This is a genomic window from Acinetobacter sp. yr461, from assembly GCF_900110445.1.
GTDB lineage: Bacteria > Pseudomonadota > Gammaproteobacteria > Pseudomonadales > Moraxellaceae > Acinetobacter > Acinetobacter calcoaceticus.
In genome coordinates this window covers 26,505-43,839 of record NZ_FODU01000021.1, presented here as the reverse complement: position 1 = coordinate 43,839, position 17,335 = coordinate 26,505, and the positions used below count along the sequence as shown (strand labels likewise).

At 39.2% G+C, this 17,335-nt stretch carries 17 protein-coding genes and 1 pseudogene; 8 read left to right on the top strand and 10 right to left on the bottom strand.

Annotated elements, in window-relative coordinates:
- Positions 1 to 458: 458 nt before the first annotated feature.
- Positions 459 to 1,029 (bottom strand): annotated as a pseudogene (locus tag BMW38_RS17925) (TetR/AcrR family transcriptional regulator).
- Positions 1,030 to 1,117: 88 nt separating this feature from the next.
- On the opposite strand from BMW38_RS17925, the gene BMW38_RS17920 reads away from it, so the two are divergent.
- The gene (locus BMW38_RS17920) at positions 1,118 to 2,332 is read left to right on the top strand and encodes an oxygenase MpaB family protein (protein ID WP_092710605.1); all 1,215 of its coding nucleotides are present in this window, start codon (positions 1,118 to 1,120) and stop codon (positions 2,330 to 2,332) included.
- A 67-nt stretch (positions 2,333 to 2,399) separates the two neighbouring features.
- Here the strand turns inward: BMW38_RS17920 and BMW38_RS17915 are convergent, their stop codons facing one another.
- The 4 genes from BMW38_RS17915 to def form a co-directional block, all read right to left on the bottom strand.
- Complete coding sequence (locus BMW38_RS17915; RefSeq protein ID WP_092710602.1) at positions 2,400 to 2,606, bottom strand: hypothetical protein; 207 nt, start codon at positions 2,604 to 2,606, stop codon at positions 2,400 to 2,402.
- A 54-nt stretch (positions 2,607 to 2,660) separates the two neighbouring features.
- Positions 2,661 to 4,775 (bottom strand): TonB-dependent copper receptor, encoded by a 2,115-nt coding sequence (locus BMW38_RS17910; RefSeq protein ID WP_092710599.1) that lies wholly within the window; start codon positions 4,773 to 4,775, stop codon positions 2,661 to 2,663.
- A gap of 73 nt (positions 4,776 to 4,848) precedes the next feature.
- Positions 4,849 to 5,274, bottom strand: coding sequence for a DUF2946 family protein (locus BMW38_RS17905; RefSeq protein WP_092710596.1), 426 nt, complete (start codon positions 5,272 to 5,274; stop codon positions 4,849 to 4,851).
- 43 nt (positions 5,275 to 5,317) lie between these two features.
- On the bottom strand, positions 5,318 to 5,848 hold the full coding sequence (def, locus tag BMW38_RS17900; protein ID WP_004640571.1) for a peptide deformylase: 531 nt from the start codon (positions 5,846 to 5,848) through the stop codon (positions 5,318 to 5,320).
- A gap of 122 nt (positions 5,849 to 5,970) precedes the next feature.
- Here def and BMW38_RS17895 point away from each other — a divergent pair, with 122 nt between their 5' ends.
- Genes BMW38_RS17895 through BMW38_RS17885 form a run of 3 tightly spaced genes read left to right on the top strand, consistent with a single transcriptional unit; the run spans position 5,971 to position 8,897 of the window.
- Positions 5,971 to 7,125 carry a LysM peptidoglycan-binding domain-containing protein gene (locus tag BMW38_RS17895; protein WP_045126185.1) on the top strand — a complete coding sequence of 385 codons (1,155 nt, stop codon included), beginning with the start codon at positions 5,971 to 5,973 and terminating at the stop codon, positions 7,123 to 7,125.
- 20 nt (positions 7,126 to 7,145) lie between these two features.
- A complete protein-coding gene (dprA, locus tag BMW38_RS17890; protein ID WP_092710592.1) occupies positions 7,146 to 8,276 on the top strand; it encodes a DNA-processing protein DprA in 1,131 nt (376 codons plus the stop codon).
- A 51-nt stretch (positions 8,277 to 8,327) separates the two neighbouring features.
- Complete coding sequence (locus BMW38_RS17885) at positions 8,328 to 8,897, top strand: L-threonylcarbamoyladenylate synthase (RefSeq protein WP_003655507.1); 570 nt, start codon at positions 8,328 to 8,330, stop codon at positions 8,895 to 8,897.
- A 388-nt stretch (positions 8,898 to 9,285) separates the two neighbouring features.
- Here BMW38_RS17885 and BMW38_RS17880 read toward each other — a convergent pair whose 3' ends face one another.
- Positions 9,286 to 10,206, bottom strand: a complete 921-nt coding sequence (locus tag BMW38_RS17880; RefSeq protein WP_092710589.1) for a DMT family transporter — start codon at positions 10,204 to 10,206, stop codon at positions 9,286 to 9,288.
- Positions 10,207 to 10,311: 105 nt separating this feature from the next.
- Complete coding sequence (locus BMW38_RS17875; RefSeq protein ID WP_092710586.1) at positions 10,312 to 10,965, bottom strand: TetR/AcrR family transcriptional regulator; 654 nt, start codon at positions 10,963 to 10,965, stop codon at positions 10,312 to 10,314.
- A gap of 135 nt (positions 10,966 to 11,100) precedes the next feature.
- On the opposite strand from BMW38_RS17875, the gene BMW38_RS17870 reads away from it, so the two are divergent.
- The 4 genes from BMW38_RS17870 (at position 11,101) to BMW38_RS17855 (ending at position 14,506) form a co-directional block, all read left to right on the top strand.
- A complete protein-coding gene (locus tag BMW38_RS17870) occupies positions 11,101 to 12,315 on the top strand; it encodes an MFS transporter (RefSeq protein WP_005037438.1) in 1,215 nt (404 codons plus the stop codon).
- 20 nt (positions 12,316 to 12,335) lie between these two features.
- The gene (locus tag BMW38_RS17865) at positions 12,336 to 13,100 is read left to right on the top strand and encodes an AraC family transcriptional regulator (RefSeq protein WP_092710583.1); all 765 of its coding nucleotides are present in this window, start codon (positions 12,336 to 12,338) and stop codon (positions 13,098 to 13,100) included.
- Between the two features lie 121 nt (positions 13,101 to 13,221).
- Positions 13,222 to 13,767, top strand: coding sequence for a glutathione peroxidase (locus BMW38_RS17860; protein WP_017391516.1), 546 nt, complete (start codon positions 13,222 to 13,224; stop codon positions 13,765 to 13,767).
- 142 nt (positions 13,768 to 13,909) lie between these two features.
- Entirely contained in the window at positions 13,910 to 14,506 is a 597-nt protein-coding gene (locus tag BMW38_RS17855) for a hypothetical protein (protein WP_092710608.1), read from the top strand.
- Between the two features lie 61 nt (positions 14,507 to 14,567).
- Here BMW38_RS17855 and BMW38_RS17850 read toward each other — a convergent pair whose 3' ends face one another.
- From BMW38_RS17850 to atpG, 3 genes are read right to left on the bottom strand one after another with little or no spacing between them, the layout of a single operon-like run.
- Positions 14,568 to 14,987: a F0F1 ATP synthase subunit epsilon gene (locus tag BMW38_RS17850; RefSeq protein ID WP_003655525.1), complete on the bottom strand. Its 420-nt coding sequence runs from the start codon at positions 14,985 to 14,987 to the stop codon at positions 14,568 to 14,570.
- A 17-nt stretch (positions 14,988 to 15,004) separates the two neighbouring features.
- On the bottom strand, positions 15,005 to 16,399 hold the full coding sequence (gene atpD, locus BMW38_RS17845) for a F0F1 ATP synthase subunit beta (protein WP_003655528.1): 1,395 nt from the start codon (positions 16,397 to 16,399) through the stop codon (positions 15,005 to 15,007).
- Between the two features lie 30 nt (positions 16,400 to 16,429).
- A complete protein-coding gene (gene atpG / locus BMW38_RS17840) occupies positions 16,430 to 17,299 on the bottom strand; it encodes a F0F1 ATP synthase subunit gamma (RefSeq protein WP_003655530.1) in 870 nt (289 codons plus the stop codon).
- Positions 17,300 to 17,335 lie beyond the last annotated feature (36 nt).

Sequence of the window (17,335 nt, the reverse complement as noted above, 5' to 3'; positions counted from 1 at the left end):
AAATTTCGCTCAAATAAACTTCGAGTAATTTAAACCAATCAATCAATGATAATATTTCGATTAATCAATCAGTAAAAATCCACACAAGTTGTTCTTCATAATCTCTTAATGATCTTCTTACTGGTTCGTCACCAGCAAGCTAGGTCGGCTATATTACTCTTAATCTCTTAAAAGTCAACAGGTAATTTCGATATTTTTAAAACTTATTCTCAAAACCAACTTCTCATCAAATTCACTGCCTAAAGCAACTCACCCAATTCCAAGTAACTGTTTTTCAACAAGTTTCTATCTGCATCACCGCCGATGGATGTGCATTATAGAGGATTAAATTACATTGGCAAGCGAAAATTAAAAACTTATGACTTGAGCGTTCATTTTTAAAACAACAACCATATTAACTAATTGTTTTATATCAACAATTATTTTAATTATTTATTTTTGACTTAAATAAGCCAGTATCATGCTCGATAATTCTTGTTTAAGTTGTTGTTCTGATATAAGAAAATTGTTCTGACTAACATATCTCATCATTGTAAAAAGCGTACTATTGATAATTACAAAGGATTTATGCTTCACCTGTTCGAAGTCCCATTGATGGGGATTTCTACTAAATGTATATAGTCCAACTTCAAAAAAATGTTTTTCTAAAATCTGAGCAGCTTGCGAATGACTATAGTCATGCCAATGCTTCAGCACCTCTATAAAAAAACCATGATCGGCTTTTAATGCAGCAAATCCTAGTTCTATTGCTAAGGGGATAAGGATATCCAAAGGAATATTTCCTTGCTGCATAACTAATTCTTTGAGTTGTTGCCCCAATAGTTCGCTTTTACGGCGCAACAGTTCTTCTATGATTTGATCTTTATTCTCAAAGTATTGGTAAATTGAACCCACACTTACTCCAGATCTCTCTGCAATTTTAGGAGTTGTGGTATGGAGCAATCCATATTGGGCAATACAGTGCTGTGTCGCCTCTAAAATATGGTCAACAATAATTTTTGAACGCTGTTGCTGTGGGGCTTTTCTCATTGGTTTTTTATTCGTTAAATGTGAATTGAATGCGAATAATTATTCATATTAGCCTATTTATTATTCAGTTCAATAAGTAAGTGACAATATGCAAACAAGTAGCCCGACTCGACTTGCCTCTTTTAATGACATGCAAGACATTAATTTCTTTACTCAGTTTTTAAATGTCTGTTGCGAAAAACCAGCACAGCCAAACTATGCAGAATATGTGTGTTTACAACATGCTCTTTATGAAGGGGACGTTGAAATGGATAAAGTAATTGATTGGGTTATGCAAAATCCCAAAGATCACCGCATGATTTTTGAGAAGATATTATTTCAAGGCCGCGATGACTTATCTAAATCCATACCTACTGAGTTAGAAAGTTTCTTTAATTACATTGAACAAAAGCCTGAATGGCTAGATCAACATCAAATTGATGAGGCTATTAAATTTACTCATCGTTTAGGAATAAATAATGGTTTTATTCTTAGAGATTTATCTTTAATGGCGGGATATTTATATCCGGGGTTTAATCAACCTTTAATTTTAACTGGCGCATTGAAGAAACAAGCAGGAACACGTTTAGCAGAGACTACCAAATGGTGGGTTGATATTACTGAACCTCAGGGCCTCACTCGTTTGAATTCAGGCTTTACCTCAACCATTTATGTTCGCTTTATTCATGCACTCGTTCGCCGGCAATTGAAAAAGTCTGATCGTTGGAATAGCGAAGTTTGGGGAATTCCTCTTAATCAGTTTGATTTAGCAATGACCAATTTAGCGTTTAGCAGTGTGGTTTTACTCGGTATTAGAGCTTTAGGAATATGGCCGACAAAACAAGAAGCTAAGAATTTTTTACATTTTTGGCGTTATGTTGGCTGGTTGATGGGTATTGATGAAAAATGGCTTATTCAATCTGAAACTCAAGGCTGGCGCTTACTTTACTGGATGCAGTTTGCTCACCCTCGCTCTGATCACAGCAGTGTTGAATTAGGATTGAGCTTATCTAAAGAACCTTTTGAGAGAAAATATCAGCATTTACGTTCTTTGCAGCAGAAGCTTGCTTATCGACAACATTTAGAACTTACCCAATTTTTTATTGGTAAGAAAAGAATGAAACTACTCGGATTGCCTCAACAATCTGCTTCTTGGTTTGCTTATTATCTAATTTTGCGTAATTCATTACTTTATAGTGGTGCAAAGCTTTCACCAAGAATTAAAAACTTCTTATCTAAATCAGGGCGTAATATACAAAAACTTGGTCTAAGTCTTTATCAGAATCAAGGTAAAGCAAAAACCTTAGCGAGTATGCATCAATAATTTTCCAAGCCTAAAAATAAAAAATGGAAGCCCGTTAACCAGACTTCCATTTTTAAATATTAAAGGCTTATTGAGATGATGAACTGTGCATTTCAGCGTGATTCATTTGCTCGTGTGACTCCACCATCTGCTTATTTTTTTGACTTGGCATGTAGTCAGGCTCATTGTTAATCGCCAAGTAAAAAATAATCATAAATAATAAACTCAAAATAGAAGCCACAATAAGTAACTTCCATCCCCACCAAGACTGTTCAGGCGATAATTTATTTGTCATTTGATTTCTCTCGTTAAATTAATATTTTCAGTTCATTTAATTCGCTACAGCTTATTAAAACTTCATGCTCATACGAACCCAGTAGTTTCTTCCGATATTATTGAACTGCTCTTCACTCGCAAATCCAAAGCCTGCACTACCCGCTTTATTTAAGTGTTCGGTATAAGTCTTGTCTAGTACGTTATCGATGCCGACAGAGACATCAATATCCTTACGAAGGTTGTAACTTCCGTTTAAAGAAAGAGTTGAAAAACCTTTACTTGGTTTTAGGTCATATCCCACGATGTTACCTTGATGTAGACTCACGCGGTTTTGCTCAGCAACAGCTCGCCACAACAGACCTAAATTATATTTGTCAGCCACATAGCGAATATTTAGTCGACCTTCTAAAGGTGAAATTTGAGGTAAAGGTTTGTCATCTGTGGTGTTTTTACCCCATGCATACATAGCACTTAAATCAGCCTGAATATGATCGGTAAATTGATAACCAATGCCAGCTTCTGCACCTGCAATGGTTGCATCGACATTTTTGGCTCCAGCGGTAATATCATGGCTCATATCATGCCCACCCATTCCCGTGCTTGGGTGGTGGTGGTAACTCATTAAAATGTAGTCATCTACTAAGCCTGCATAGGCAGAAGCCCATGTATTTAAAGCACCATGTTGTTGCTGAAAGCCCAGATCCAACTGTAGTGTTTTCTCAGGATTCACACCGTTAAAGGTATTCGTTGAGCCAGCATTACCATGTTTAGGCGAAAAAAGTTCCCAATAATCAGGCATACGTTCTACATAGCCTAAACCGATATAGCTCTTTAAGTCATGCTCAGGATGTTGATTTTCCCAGCGGACAAATGCACTTGGTAAAGTCTTTTCAAGTTTAGTATTAAAGCCTTTTGCTTGAGAATCTGCACGTTCATCTTCAACTGTTACTCGATCTAAACGCGCACCTGTAACCAGTTTGTTGAGATCGTTCCATTGATAACCAAGTTCACCAAAAGCACCATATGATTGAAAACGCATATCTTGACGATATGGGATATTCATAGAAGGCATCGTTGGTGATGACATGCTGCCGCCATGTTTATTGAATTGAGAATCTACTCCTGTGATCAGGCTCCATTGATTCCATTCAGATGTCATGGCTAAGCGCGAGTTTAGTGTACGGCGCGTCACTTGCATTGCCATTGGATTCGGCATCAGCATGGTCATACCACCATGATTCATTTCAACTAATGGTGGAGTACGTAAGCTAAAGTTATCCATAATATGGTCGTTATAGCTGTAGTTCACCTGCCCTTCTATTTTCTTGATGACATTAGTGATGTTTTTCTTTTCAAAACGTAGACCTAAGCTTTCACGCGCAAATTGTGAACCATCCATTGAACGTCCAGCATAGAGAGATTCGCCATCAGATTTTCCACCAGTGAGTTCGATCCAAGTGTCTTCATTTGGCGTGAAACCGAGTGCTACATCAGCATTCCACTTTTTCCATGCTGAGGGCACAGTATTTCCATCACCATCTTGATAACTATTGGACTCTGAACGATTAGCATTTAAACGAATATATTTCTTTTCATCACCAATTGCCGCTTCAACATTATGGTCAATACGCCCATATGAACCTAACAATACACTCGCTTGCCCACGATAAGGTTTCTCTGTAGTGAGCTTTTCAGGCTGACGTTCAAAAAGAACAGTCGCTGCTGAACCCGTATTGGCATATTGAACTGTTTGCGGACCTTTAATGACAGAAATACGGTCATAACTTTCTGGTGAAATATAAGAAGTTGGTGCATCCATACGATTTGGACATGCACCTAAGTTTTCGGTTCCATCCGTCAAAATTTTGATGCGTGAGCCAAACATACCTCGGAATGTCACATCACCATTTGTTCCACCGCTTTGTATTGAGTTAAAACCCATAATACTTTGCAGGTAATCTGCACCATCTGTAGCAGGTACTGGCTGAATCGGTTGCTTTGGATCTGCATGAACAATAAGACCGTTTGCATCATTGCCTTGCTGTGCTGTAACAACGATAGGTGCCAATGAATGAAGTGTTTTGGTATCAATATCATTTTTTTGGGAATCAGCAAAAACTAGACCCGAATGAGAAACAGCAAGCATCGCAACCCATAAAGGTTGTAATAAGAATTTAGAATGTGACATTTTTTATACGCTCTAAAACATAAATAAAGTGATATTGAAGTCAATCAAGACCCCAACAAAAAATTGCTTTTATTTATGCAAATAGAGGTGGTGCACGCCCTTGCGGGAGTAGGAAAAGTCGCTGTAGTGCAAAATAAACATGTTTGAATGCTTGTTGATAAGCGACTAAGCGAACTTGTATGCGAACTAAAACTTCTTTTACGCCAAATTCAGGCGGTAAAACCAGATTGGCATAGACGGTACAATATTGACATTGATGGTTTGCATCATGATGGTCATGTTGACTAGCAGTTTGAGCCTGCTCAATATGATGTTCATGATGTGAATGCATGGTATGTGACATGGCTTCCGTCTGTGCTTTGGGTTTCAGCAAAGCACGGGTAATAGTTTCACAGACCGGAGCAATTTGATATTGCTTCGGTAATAGCGGCTGTAGAAATACCGCGACCTGTAAAAATACTGCTGCACATGCAAGCAGTAAACCACTACGAAAAACCAAAAATCACATCCACACTATATTAATGTTTTAAGAATAGAAATTTTTAACGTTTTACTGCAACTTTTTCACGCTCACGTTGACGAACAACTTTTTCGACTTTTTCTCGCGCACGCTGACGTTTAAGTGGCGACAAATAATCCACAAATAATTTGCCATTTAAGTGATCCATTTCATGTTGGATACAAACAGCGAGAAGTCCATCAGCTTCTACCTCAAATGCTTGACCTTCAAGGTTAATTGCCTCAATTTTCACACGTGACGGGCGCTCAACTTTGTCGTATATTTGTGGCACCGATAGGCAGCCTTCTTCGTACTGCTGCTTATCTTCTGTCAGCGGAGTGATTTTGGGGTTAATAAAAACCAAGGGTTCATCTTTAGCTTCAGATAAATCTATAACGATTAACTGAATATGACGATCTACCTGTGAAGCTGCTAAACCAATACCTGGTGCGGCATACATGGTTTCAAGCATATCTGCTGCAAGTTGACGAATTTCATCAGTAACTTCTTCAACAGGCTTAGCAATGGTACGAAGACGGGGATCAGGAAAACTTAAAATAGGTAATAAGGCCATACTGACGTCCTCACTTATGCCATTGATTGAAAAACCAAATGAAGGAAATACTTCATCGAAAAATTGTGTGTAAGCCGCTCATTATAACGCATCTGCACACATAATTTTTAGGAATTATCATAATGAAAAAGGTTTTTAACGGCATGGGTGAATTTCATGCTTTGGGGATAAAAAAGCATTTACTTGCTTTCGCACTTTTTACAGGGGTTGCAATGGGTACAGTAGCAGAGGTTCATGCTGCTAGTCCGAACCATAATCCACCCTCTCTAAAAAGTAATGCACCACATGTCTACGTTGTAAAACGAGGAGATACGCTGTGGGATATTTCTGGTCATTTCCTAAGTAAACCCTGGCGCTGGCCAGAAATCTGGGCAAGTAATCAGCACGTCAAAAATCCACACTGGATTTACCCGGGTGACCGCTTATTGTTATGCAGTTTAGCTGGTCGACCATTGATAGGTAAAGATGAGGGAGATGGTTGTGTCGGCATTATTCGTCGCTACACAGGCCAAACAGCAAACTTACAACCTCAAGTTCGTGTGGAGTCGCTCAACGATAATGTGCCTGTTATTCCACTTGAACATATCAAACAGTGGTTAGAACACAGCACAATTTTGCCAGCCGATGCAATTGAACATACGCCTTATATTGTTGGCACTGCCGATCAACGTGTACTTGCTGCAAAGGGCCAAACGATTTATGCACGCGGACAAGGTTTAATTGATGGTCAACGTTATGCTGTCTACCGTGAAGGTGAACCGTACTATTTCATGGATAGTAAGGGTAAAAAACACAGTCTAGGTATTGAACTACAACAGGTTGCGTCAGGTATTGCGATCTCTTCTGAGAAAGACATAACAACACTTGAGCTAACTGATAGCTACAATTCCGAAGTGCGTCGTGGTGATCGGGTCATGCCAGAAGAAGATGCGACTTTGCCCACTCTATTTTACCCAGTGGATGCTAAACAAGTGACGGATGGTGGCAAGATCATTCGTGTGATGGGTTCAATTGGTAGAGCAGCCAAAAATAGTGTCGTGACTTTAGACCGCGGTACGGCTCAAGGCGTTCAGGTGGGTCAAGTCTTTGATATTACCCAACAAGGTGAAACCATTCGAGACCCTAAAACCAAAGAACCAATACAGTTACCTGGACAGCAAATTGGTAGCCTTATGGTATTTAGAACTTTTGATCAGCTCAGCTATGCCTATGTATTAGAAAGTGACTTACCTATTAAAGTAGGTTCAAACATTCAGCCACCTCGTCTTGATGATTAACGCTGGATATACACTTTACAATGCTTACTCAACTTTCTTCACACCATTACCACACCCTTAAAGTGTGGTATTTGGTGCAGCACTCTTTAGTTAGCTTTAAAAAAATTGTCGACTATTTCGGTAGCTGTGAAACGGCTGTCCAACCTGCTGGGTTAGCCCAATGGTCTAATCTCGGTTTACATGCCAATCATTTAAAACGCGTAGATGAATTTCAAACTGCTCAAGGTCAGGCTCATTTTGAAAAACTGGTTCAGCAGATCCAGCAATATACGGACTTTATTTTAACGCCAGATGACTCTGGCTATCCTACGCAATTGCTACCTTACATAGACCATCCACCTATCATTTTTGGAAAAGGCCAAGCTCAAGCTTTGTTGCAACCACAAATTGCGATTGTAGGTAGTCGAAAACCAAGCCCACATGGCCGTCAGGTTGCTTATGATTTTGCCTATTACTTAAGTGAAAAAGGATTCTATGTGAGTAGTGGCTTGGCATATGGCATTGACGAAGCTGCTCACCAAGGTGCTTCAGTACATCAACGAACTATTGCCGTAACCGGAACAGGTCTAGACAGCACCTACCCTGCTCAGAATAAAAAACTTGCAGAACAGATCTTGGCTCAAAACGGCGCCATCATTACTGAGTTTTTACCCGGTACGCCACCATTACAGCAGCATTTTCCACGTAGGAACCGGATTGTTAGTGGTTTGAGTTTAGGAGTACTCGTCGTAGAAGCGACTTTAAAAAGTGGTTCACTGATTACTGCCAACAAGGCTGCTGAGCAAGGTAAAACGGTGTTTGCTATACCTGGTCATATTTATAGTGAGTTTCATCAGGGCTGCCATCAGCTTATCCGTGAAGGCGCAATCTTAGTCGATCATCCTGAACAGATTATTGAGGACCTTGCTCTTCCAACCCAATGGCAGAGTCAGCAACAAAGCCAAAATGAAGCAACTGAAACGGGCGCGCCAGAAATTCCTGAACATTTAATCAAACTGTATCAATCTTTAGACTGGATTGGTCAAGATATTGATCAGCTTGTTGTGCACCATTCACAACCCGTTGCAGAACTCACCTCTTCACTCATGGAACTAGAACTACTTGGTTTATGTATGCAACAATCAGGGCTGTATTTACGTTGTCGCTCTTAGTACTGGAGCGCACAATAGCAATTCTGTCTGATTGAAAGGAAGAGTATTACCATGATTACCACCTCAGTTACCGAAGCAGCCGAAAGTTTACATCAAGGTCAAGTCTTGGCGTATCCAACTGAGGCAGTTTGGGGGCTAGGTTGCGACCCTTTTAACGAACAAGCTTTTCAAAAGATTCTTGAGTTAAAGCAAAGGCCTATTGAAAAGGGAGTCATTTTATTAGCAGGCCATATTAGCCAAGTTGAGCACCTGTTAACCTCTTTACCTGAAGCGACTCAACAAGAAATTATTGATTGTTGGACGAATCACCAACCCTCAGAAAGAGCCACAACTTGGCTCTTGCCTGCTGGTGAACATATTCCTTCATGGATTAAAGGTGAACATCCACTTGTCGCTGTTCGAGTCACCACACATCCTTTGTGTGTAGCATTATGCAATGCTTTTCATGGTTTTATTGTCTCGACTAGCGCTAATCCAAGCGGGCAAGAACCTGCTCATTCATTACAGGATGCCTGCCAATACTTTGGTTCACAATTGAACTATCTCAATGGTGATTTAGGCCAAAGTCAGCAGCCAAGTAGAATTATTAATGCTCTCACAGGCGAGATTATCCGCGCCTAATTTCAGACAAAAAAAAGCTCAGTTATATAGGGATAACTGAGCATAAAAAAGGATGGGTATATACCGCATCCAGAGGGTTTGGATATCTCTGCAACGAAAGAGAATCTGCAAAAAGAGCGTCTTTCGTAGTGGTCGCTATTATGTGGCAAGAGACTAAATGAGAGAAATATATAATTTCTCTAAAAAAAGCATGAAAAGTGTAGGGAATTTACGGATTTTTACTTAAAAATTAAAATTATATTAATATTTTTATTGGCTTTTTTAATATTTATATTTCAACCTATTTTTATAAACTATTTATAAATCATATAGAAAAGCTTTAACTAATAAAAAAATGGCATATTTTCATTAATTTTTTTCAAAATATGCCATAGTTTTTTTAGTCGTCTTAGTTTTGCTCTTGTATCAGCTCACTCTTTTTGGAACTGACCTTCTTTTGAGCCATAATAATACCAATTAAAATTATTACGCCCCCTAGTGTGTGATAAATGGTCCACTGCTCAGATAACCAGACACTCGCAATAATTGCTGTAAACACAGGAACAAGGTTCATAAAGATACTTGTTCTATTAGGTCCTAATTGCTGAACAGCCAACATCCAAACTAAAGGTGCAATGAGTGAAGCAAATACTCCTGCATAAATAGCACTCGGAGCATTTTGTGCATTTAAAGCATCCAGTCCGAACCAAAAAATTAAAGGAAGGTGAAATATTACAGAAAAACCAATCTGGACATATAAGCTCGTCATGATTGGTAGAGGCAACTGCCATTTTTTAAGAAACACCCCATAAAATGCATAAAAGAACACAGCGATAATCATTAAAGCATCACCAAGATGTCCACCAGAACTTAATAGGTGGCCAATATTTCCTTGGGACATGACATAGAGCAAACCTGCAAAAGACAAAATACTGCCAAAAACTGCAAAGCGATTAGGCACATCTTTTAAAATGGCAAGAGAAACAAAAATAGTAAAGATGGGAATAAACGCATTCACAATTCCCATATTAGTTGCACTGGTATAATGTGCAGCCGTATAAGCAAGCCCTTGATAAAGCACCATTCCAAATGCACTTAATACTGCTAATTTAGGCAAATATTGTTTTAATAAGTGTCGTTGTTTCCAAACTGGTAACAACATAAATGGGGTTAAAATAATAAAGGCGATTAACCATCGGTAAAAGCTGATACTGACAGGAGAGATATAATCAGAAACATAGCGGGTAACTACAATATTTAAAGACCAAATCAGTACTGCCAAAATGGGAAATATAAATGCCCATTTATGATATTTCATGACCTGACTCATAGTAATACGCCATCGGTAAAAGAGAGTTTATTTTGAAGAATGTCTTAATAAATTGAAATATCGTATTTCCGACATTGATATTGAACTTAGGACATCATCCTTTTTTTAGAATAATGTCCAAGTCTTCATGGCATGTTCCACAACTTTGTGTAATTGCTCGGTACTAGCGCCGTCTCTTGCCTGAATCGTTAACCCTTGAATGACAGTTGCATAAAAGTCTGTCATTTCCTGTAACGGTGCATTCGAAGACAAATCACCCTGCTCTACACCTTGTTGGAGACGTTTGAATAATTTTTCTTTGGTCTTTATTCTTTTATCGAGAAGATTCTGCTGCACATTCTGAGTAGCGTCAGAACAATTCATAGCAGCAACGACGAGCATACAACCAGCAGGCTTATTTGGCTGGACGAGTCTTTTAACGTTATCGTATAGATAAAGTTCAAAAGCGATTTTTGCTGTTTTTGCTTCTAAAAAGATGGTTTCAATAGGGCATGCTTCATGAGCCAAGTAGTAATCAATACTTTGATAGAAGAGCCCCGCCTTATCTCCAAACGCACTGTATAAGCTTGGTGCTGTAATTTCCAAAGCCTGCGTTAAATCACTGATCGACGTTGCTTCATAACCATGCTCCCAAAACAGTAACATTGCCTTTTGCAAAACCTGCTGTTCATCAAAGCATTTAGGACGTCCACGCTTTTTTTTCAGCGTGTCTTCAACAGCGATCAAATTCGTTTCATGCGTATTTGTCATAAAGATCACATCTATTTTTATAACAATCGTTATTAAATTAATTGACGTTCGATTTTTTATCAACTATTTTATTTTCATAATGATCGTTAGTTAATTAATAAATTGCCTTTCTTCACTCCAAATTTAGCCAAGTAAGGATTTCCTATGGACCAATCTTCTATCTCTAAAGCGCGACCCACAACCTCCCCACAAGGAAGTTGGTTTGCCATTTTGGCCGTTGCCATTGCAGCATTTGCATTAGTAACAAGTGAATTTTTACCTGTTGGTGTTTTAAATAGTGTTGCAACAGATTTAAATATTTCTGTAGGTACAGCCGGTCTTATTATTACTGTACCGGGCATTATGGCCGCGATTGCTGCCCCCTTATTACCAGTTTCAGTGAAACAACTTGATCGACGCTATGTTCTCATTTTACTGACAGCAATTATGGTTATTGCCAATACCATTACTGCTTTTGCTGAAAACTTTCATATTTTACTACTCAGTCGCTTAATTTTAGGCATCTCAATTGGCGGGTTCTGGGCCACGGCAATCGCTTTAAGTGGAAAATTAGCTCCCGCTCATCTCCCTATTGCTAAAGCAACTGCTGTTGTAATGGCCGGTGTAACTTTTGCGACAGTTTTGGGTGTTCCTATTGGAACATGGTTAAGTGAATTTTATGGCTGGCGCAGCGCTTTTGGAATTACAGCAGGAATTGGCTTAATTGTTTTAATCTTACAATTAATCTTTTTACCTAAACTTGTTCCAGACTCGCCAATCCATATGAGGGACTTACCAGCATTATTACGCACGCCTAAAGCACGTAGCGGCATGCTTATTGTCTTGCTTATCGGCCTTGCTCATTTTTGTGCATATAGCTATTTAGCGCCTTTCTTTAAGAATATTGCAGGTTTTAATGGTACAACGATTAGTTCATTATTATTGCTCTATGGAATTGCAGGTATTTTCGGAAATGCATTTGCGGGATATAGTGGTAATTTGAATGTCCGTTATACGCTTGCCTTTGTTAGTGCTTGCTTTGCAATTGTATTTTTTGGATTCCCACTTTTTGCCATTCATGAATTTGGTGCTATTGTCTTAACTGCTTTATGGGGCTTCGCATTTGGTGCTTTCCCTACCTCGGCCAATATCTGGATGTTTGTACATGCGCCACATGCAGTTGAAAAAGGTATGCCTCTTTTTGTAGGTATGTTTCAGGTCATGATTGCCACAGGTTCATTATTAGGCGGTTATGTGGTTGATCATTTCAATGAAAATACCTTAATTTATGGTGTATTAAGCTTTGTGGCTTTAGCACTCGTAAGTACTTTTACCTTAGCAAAAGGCTTAAACAATCCTAAAGCGACCTGTGAAAATTAAAATATAGTCTGAGTACAAAAATGAACAATGAGGACCAACACTTTTCTTTATTGAACAGTATAGAAGTTCATGAATTTCTATATCAAAAAGAAGATATTGTTCGTCCTCATGCCTCGCTCTGGGGAGATTTTAATTTCAGCTTAAATGGCATTTTAGAAATGCAGGTGGAAGAACAACTATATCTATCTCCCCCTAGCTATGGACTTTGGATTCCACCTCAAACGGTTCATCAATCGACTGATATTGATCACGAAATTCACTATATCTGTATTCGTCTACATCCCCGCCTATGCTCTGTTTTAGGAGATGTCTGTCAGTGTTTTAGTATCCAGCCCTTTTTTCGGACCTTAGTCCTCCAAATTCTGGAACAACAGAAGCAGAATAAAAAACCTGAATATTTAGAACATCTTTTACAAGTCTTATTCGACCAATTACAACAAGCCCCAGCCTATTCGCATTATTTGCCTCAAACGCGACACCCAGTTTTATTGCCTATTTTAGAAAAGCTTTCCGACCCATTACTTTTTGATCACTCTTTACAACAGTTACTTCAAAATTTTTCGGTAAGTGACCGTCACCTGCTACGTTTGAGTCAACAAGAGCTACAACTCTCTTTATCCGAATGGAGAAATCGAGCCAAAATTGTTTATGCAATTCATCAAATACGACAAGGTACTCCAATTAAACGCTTAGCATATGATTTAGGTTATCAACATAGCTCAAGTTTTATTGAGTTTTTTAAACGTTATACTGGACAAACACCTATTCAAATTAGAAATAACTAGAATTCAGTTTATCTTTTAAAATCTTTTTCTTTTTTGAACACGAATATTATTGCACTACCCCTCAATAGCAGTTAAAACAAATGCGTTACTTGATATCAACTACAATCTTTAGGAAATACTCATGACACAATCTGTATATCACATTCCAGTAAAAGCTATTTCAGGCGAAACGGTTGACCTTGAACAATATAAAGGCAAGGTTTTACTTATTGTAAATACTGCTTCTAAATGTGGTTTAACTCCACAATACGAAGGCTTAGAAAAGCTTTATCAAGCAAAAAAAGATCAAGGCCTTGAAATTTTAGGTTTTCCAGCAAACAACTTTAAAGAGCAAGAACCAGGTTCAGATGAAGAAATTCAACAATTCTGTTCATTAAATTATGATGTTCACTTCCCTTTATTTTCTAAAGTATCTGTTGTCGGTGAAGATAAGCACCCACTCTATGAAACTTTGACAGCAGCTCAACCAGAACGTACTGGTGAAGGACCTTTCCGTGAGCGTTTAGAAGGCTTAGGTATTCCAACTAATCCAGCTCCAGAAGTTTTATGGAACTTCGAGAAATTTTTAATTAGTAAAAATGGCGAAGTAGTGGCTCGTTTTGCTCCAAACCTAACTGCGGATGATGAACAAATCGTTAAAGCAGTTGAAGCAGAGTTAGCAAAATAACGTTAAAAAAACGTAAAAAAGAGCGTTTTCTACGCTCTTTTTTATTATCTGGTCAAAATGTTGTTTGTTTGCAAAAATACAATCTTTCTCCATATTTTATGCCTATAGTACCTATTTGCTTTATTTGATGTTGTTTGTAGTTATGAAAAAAGTTTTACAGGGTGCATTTCTTCCTTTTGTAATTTTTGCCTCAGGCATGCTTTTACTCGGGTGTGATCAGGCACAAGACCATGCTACTGAACAAGAAAATACTGAAATAACTGAAAAGACGTCCGATCAAACTATTGAACGACAAGAATCAGATATTGCTCCAAGCAAAACTGAACTTAAAAGCGGCAATATTTTTTATATGGTTCGAGATGCTGCTAATTTACAGCTTAAAGCTGGAGATTATGTTGAACAACTTAAAGACACTCAACTTGACGTTGAACAAGCTATTCAAGATAAAAATCAAAATGAATTAAAAACAACTGTTTCAACTTTAAAACAGCAATTACAAGGTTTAAATCAAGCTCTTCTCACCTTAGATATCAAAAGCCAGGAAATTGAGAATATTCGCCAAAGTTTACTACATGCCAATCAACAAGCTCTAAGCATGCCTTTACTAAACGGGAAATTAGATCAAATCAATTTTGACCAGATTGAAAAACAGCTGAATACCATTCAAATGGATATGGTTAAACTCGCAGCTATGATTATGGCTGGAGATGAAAAACCTGATCCAAAAACTGATTCTTAAGTTATATCCAAATAACAAAAAAGCCACCTTACGGTGGCTTTTTTGATGAACACTGCACAAATTATAATGCGCGGTTCTTCATCTTACGGATAGTTTCAAGCTGACCTGAAATCTCTGATAGAGATGCCAATGCAGCAGCTGAGTCCAAATCACTCTTTTGGTTCGCAAGCAATTGTTCAGCATTTTTACGTGCTTCTAAAATTGCAGCTTCATCCAAGTTGTCTGCACGGATTGCAGTATCTGCAAGAACCGTTACAACATGAGGTTGAACTTCTAAAACACCGCCAGATACATAGACGATTTCTTCTGTACCATTTTCCAACTGAACACGAATCGGGCCCGGTTGAAGCAAAGTCACAAGTGGTGCGTGTCCTGGCAAAATACCAAGTTCACCACCTGCGCCTTTCGCGATTAACATCGTTACTGCGCCAGAGTAAATAGACTCTTTAACACTTACGACATCACATTGCATAGTCGCCATGAGATGATCTCCTTAAATTAGAGTTTCTCAGCTTTAGCAATCACTTCGTCAATACCACCAACCATATAGAACGCTTGTTCTGGGATGTGATCGTATTCACCAGCTAATAGACCTTTAAAGCCACGAATCGTTTCTTTAAGCGATACTAATTTACCAGGAGCACCAGTAAACACTTCAGCTACGTGGAATGGTTGAGAGAAGAAACGTTGGATTTTACGCGCACGGTAAACAACCAATTTATCTTCTTCAGCTAACTCATCCATACCCAAGATTGCGATGATGTCTTTAAGCTCTTTATAACGTTGCAAAATGTTCTGTACAGAACGTGCAATTTCATAATGCTCTTGACCAACAACTAATGGGTCTAACTGACGTGAAGTTGAGTCAAGTGGATCGATCGCTGGATAGATACCAGAAGATGCGATGTCACGGCTCAATACTACTGTTGCATCTAAGTGAGCAAATGTAGTTGCAGGCGATGGATCTGTTAAGTCATCGGCAGGTACATATACTGCTTGGATCGATGTGATCGAACCAGATTTAGTAGACGTAATACGCTCTTGAAGAACACCCATTTCTTCTGCAAGTGTAGGCTGGTAACCTACCGCAGATGGCATACGACCTAACAATGCTGATACTTCAGTACCTGCAAGAGTATAACGGTAGATGTTGTCGACGAATAATAATACGTCACGACCTTTACCATTTTCGTCTTTTTGATCACGGAAGTATTCAGCCATAGTCAAACCAGTTAACGCTACGCGTAAACGGTTACCTGGTGGCTCATTCATCTGACCGTAGACCATTGCTACTTTGTCAAGAACGTTAGAATCTTTCATCTCGTGATAGAAGTCGTTACCTTCACGAGTACGCTCACCAACACCAGCAAACACAGATAAACCTGAGTGAGCTTTCGCGATGTTGTTGATCAACTCCATCATGTTAACGGTTTTACCAACACCAGCACCACCGAATAAACCAACTTTACCACCTTTTGCAAACGGGCAAAGTAAGTCAATTACTTTAATACCAGTTTCTAAAAGGTCAGTAGAAGCAGCTTGTTCAGCATAAGAAGGCGCTTGACGGTGAATTGGCAAACGTTCTTCAGTTGCAACTGGACCAGCTTCATCAATTGGGCGGCCCAAAACGTCCATGATACGACCAAGCGTAGCTGGACCTACTGGAACAGAAATCGGTGCATTTGTGCTAGTTACATTAAGGCCACGTTTAAGACCTTCTGTAGAACCCATTGCGATGGTACGAACAACACCATCGCCAAGCTGTTGCTGAACTTCTAATGTAGTTTCAGTACCGTCAACTTGGAGAGCGTCATAGATCTTAGGAACGCTATTGCGCTCAAACTCGACGTCGATAACCGCGCCGATGATCTGAATGATACGACCGCTACTCATTGCTGTCTCCTCAATTCAAACTTAATAATGTTAAACGGCAGCGGCACCGCCAACGATCTCAGAAATTTCCTGAGTAATCGCGGCTTGACGCAGCTTGTTGTAAATGAGTTGTAGGTCTTTAATCAGTTGTCCTGCGTTGTCTGTCGCTGCTTTCATCGCGACCATACGAGCTGACTGCTCACATGCAACGTTTTCAATCACACCTTGATAAACCATAGACTCGATATAGCGAACCAACAAACCATTTAACAATTGTTCTGCTTCTGGTTCGTAGATATAGTCCCAACCATAAGTACGGTTGAGATCATCGCCTTCTTCTGCTGGTGCTAAAGGAACAAGTTGTTCTACTTTAGGCTGCTGAGTCATTGCATTAATGAAGCCATTTGATACGAGGTAGATACGATCTAATTCGCCCTTATCAAATGCATCAAGCATAACTTGGACTGAGCCAGTTAACTGTTCCAAACTCGGCGCATCGCCAAGTTGGGTAGTTGCACCAAGCACTTTACCGCCGTAATTCTTAAAAAACGAAACCGCTTTTTGACCAATTAAAGCAAATTCAACTTCAATTGACTGCTGTTGTTGTGCTTTGACATGCTGCACAACTTTCTTGAACAAGTTAATGTTCAAGCCACCGGCCAAACCACGATCTGAAGACACTACGATATAGCCAACGCGCTTAACAGGGCGGTCAACCATATAACGGTGTTTGTATTCAGGGTTTGCTTGAACCAAGTGAGCAATTACACGGCGCATATTATCGGCATACGGACGGCCCTGAGCCATGCGCTCTTGCGCACGACGCATTTTAGAAGCAGCTACCATTTGCATCGCGCGAGTAATCTTTTGCGTGCTCTTGATACTAGCTACTTTGGCGCGAATTTCTTTTAAATTTGCCATACGCTTAACCTAGTATTCGAAAGCCCTTTCGAGCTT

What these genes read in the sequence shown, in the direction of transcription:
- BMW38_RS17865 (WP_092710583.1), top strand. Translation starts at nt 12,336, where the DNA reads ATGAACAATGAGGACCAACACTTTTCTTTATTGAACAGTATAGAAGTT.
- BMW38_RS17880 (WP_092710589.1), bottom strand. Translation starts at nt 10,206, where the DNA reads ATGAGTCAGGTCATGAAATATCATAAATGGGCATTTATATTTCCCATT.
- def (WP_004640571.1), bottom strand. Translation starts at nt 5,848, where the DNA reads ATGGCCTTATTACCTATTTTAAGTTTTCCTGATCCCCGTCTTCGTACC.
- dprA (WP_092710592.1), top strand. Translation starts at nt 7,146, where the DNA reads ATGCTTACTCAACTTTCTTCACACCATTACCACACCCTTAAAGTGTGG.
- BMW38_RS17910 (WP_092710599.1), bottom strand. Translation starts at nt 4,775, where the DNA reads ATGTCACATTCTAAATTCTTATTACAACCTTTATGGGTTGCGATGCTT.
- atpG (WP_003655530.1), bottom strand. Translation starts at nt 17,299, where the DNA reads ATGGCAAATTTAAAAGAAATTCGCGCCAAAGTAGCTAGTATCAAGAGC.
- BMW38_RS17895 (WP_045126185.1), top strand. Translation starts at nt 5,971, where the DNA reads ATGAAAAAGGTTTTTAACGGCATGGGTGAATTTCATGCTTTGGGGATA.
- atpD (WP_003655528.1), bottom strand. Translation starts at nt 16,399, where the DNA reads ATGAGTAGCGGTCGTATCATTCAGATCATCGGCGCGGTTATCGACGTC.
- BMW38_RS17885 (WP_003655507.1), top strand. Translation starts at nt 8,328, where the DNA reads ATGATTACCACCTCAGTTACCGAAGCAGCCGAAAGTTTACATCAAGGT.
- BMW38_RS17915 (WP_092710602.1), bottom strand. Translation starts at nt 2,606, where the DNA reads ATGACAAATAAATTATCGCCTGAACAGTCTTGGTGGGGATGGAAGTTA.
- BMW38_RS17860 (WP_017391516.1), top strand. Translation starts at nt 13,222, where the DNA reads ATGACACAATCTGTATATCACATTCCAGTAAAAGCTATTTCAGGCGAA.
- BMW38_RS17855 (WP_092710608.1), top strand. Translation starts at nt 13,910, where the DNA reads ATGAAAAAAGTTTTACAGGGTGCATTTCTTCCTTTTGTAATTTTTGCC.
- BMW38_RS17870 (WP_005037438.1), top strand. Translation starts at nt 11,101, where the DNA reads ATGGACCAATCTTCTATCTCTAAAGCGCGACCCACAACCTCCCCACAA.
- BMW38_RS17920 (WP_092710605.1), top strand. Translation starts at nt 1,118, where the DNA reads ATGCAAACAAGTAGCCCGACTCGACTTGCCTCTTTTAATGACATGCAA.
- BMW38_RS17850 (WP_003655525.1), bottom strand. Translation starts at nt 14,987, where the DNA reads ATGGCGACTATGCAATGTGATGTCGTAAGTGTTAAAGAGTCTATTTAC.